Consider the following 1,676-nt stretch of genomic DNA (forward strand, 5'->3'; position numbering starts at 1 on the left):
ATTGACCTTTCGGACGAGGTCAAATCTGGGGTCACTATACGTATAACCGATCATGCCTATAAGTGGTACTTTGCTCTAAGCGACACTACCAAAGATGCCTTACATCGAGAGATGGAGAATCTTGGGTTTATTCGCCTCTGTTATCGCAAAAAGGTGATGCTCGGAGCATTTAAGCATATTGAATCCATTTATGTGGTTGATGGTGACGTTTTGCTTGATAGTTTAGGTATTACGCCAAGAATGAAGCTTATAGGTGATTTGAGCACTCAACTTGAAAGTGTATCTTTCCAAGTGTCGTGGTGGGAAGAAACGCGTGACAAGGTTATTATTGCATGGTCGAAGAGCAAAACTTTTCATGGCATCAAACCTGCACAAATTGAGCTGATTTTGGACGCTATGAAGTTGGTCGAGATCATTTCATCATCGGTTTCTGTGTCTCTACCAGATATGCGAACTCTGAGTGTTAACCTCTATTACGATTCAAAGCGGTTGGAGAATAAAACGCTTGTTAATCTTGTTTATAAGTTGATGTCGCCGCATTTAGATCCTGACGTTGCTGAGATGATTGAAACTGGAGAAGAGTTGCTAGAGCACTTTGGTATTTGTAAGTACCCAGTCCCGATGCGTTTTAAAGCGAAAGGAACATTGATCTGCCAAGGCAGAATTGATTTATCAGCTTTGCAATACGGTATTGGTGTTTCACCGGATGAGGTTTTGGGAGTTGAGTGGGTACAGGATGTACCGTATGTTCTTTTTATTGAAAATAGAACCAGCTTTGAACGATATGTCCGAGAAGTTGATGATGAAGGGCTTGTCATTTATACCGCAGGATTCCCTCCTAGCGCATGGATGAGAGCCATTAATCTCCTGGTGAAGAATCTCATAAACCATGTGCCACTGTATCATTGGGGAGATCGTGATGTCGGAGGATATAGAATCTTAGCGTTTTTAGCCAAGTGGCTTAATGCTGACATCACCCCATATTTGATGGGTCTTGACTTGGAAATAGGTCTCAAACTTGATGAAGCCAAAACTACAAGACCTGTCTCTGAACTTATTCTCGCTTTGGAGTCTGCCAGAGATTACCCATCCATATCAGTACTTTATGATAAGCTTGTATCATTGAACCAAAGTGAACTGACTTGGATAGAGCAAGAGCAAATCCCTCCGAGGAGCCCAGTTACTTTATTGCGATAATCTGTATTAGTTTATGGTCTCTGATTACTTTGCCAATTGACTTTTGAGCTTGGCTGCGTGAGCGGTTAGCTGTCATTTGTCAATCGTCTTCTTTGAAGAGATCCTCAATGTCATCCCAGTCGGGTAGGGAATAAGTCTTGGGTGTTACTGAAAACTGTAAATCAACTGAATCAAGTAATCGCTCAAAAATGTCGAACGACCCTGTAAATCGACCGTTTTCTATTTCTGAAATAGTGGTTTTGTTAATGCGAGTAATTTTTGCAAGTTGAAGTTGGGTTAATCTCTTGGCTTTTCTGCTCTGTTTTACTTGCTTACCGATCTCGTAACGTGTGCTCATATTCAACTCCAACTGTTAGCTATATAGCTAAGTTATCCTCTTTAACGTAAATGTTAGCCATATAAGGTAGAAGATATTTGATTAACTAATGATTATGGTTGTATCGCTGCTTTCTTGGTATCTCAGAAGGTAGGGTTTCGTA

General features: G+C 40.8%; 2 protein-coding genes. One reads left to right on the forward strand and one right to left on the reverse strand.

What is annotated here, in order from left to right:
• A partial coding sequence (locus IQR33_RS11430) for a Wadjet anti-phage system protein JetD domain-containing protein (protein WP_228013867.1) occupies window positions 1–1,197 on the forward strand: 1,197 nt, incomplete at its 5' end.
• A 79-nt stretch (window positions 1,198–1,276) separates the two neighbouring features.
• Here IQR33_RS11430 and IQR33_RS11435 read toward each other — a convergent pair.
• Complete coding sequence (locus IQR33_RS11435) at window positions 1,277–1,534, reverse strand: helix-turn-helix transcriptional regulator (protein WP_193843707.1); 258 nt, start codon at window positions 1,532–1,534, stop codon at window positions 1,277–1,279.
• Window positions 1,535–1,676 lie beyond the last annotated feature (142 nt).

It is taken from the genome of Vibrio sp. OPT46 (genome assembly GCF_015163535.1).
Lineage (GTDB): Bacteria > Pseudomonadota > Gammaproteobacteria > Enterobacterales > Vibrionaceae > Vibrio > Vibrio alginolyticus.

Bases quoted from the DNA above. Each gene is read 5' to 3' on its own strand.
- IQR33_RS11435 (WP_193843707.1), bottom strand. From the start codon at position 1,534: ATGAGCACACGTTACGAGATCGGTAAGCAAGTAAAACAGAGCAGAAAA.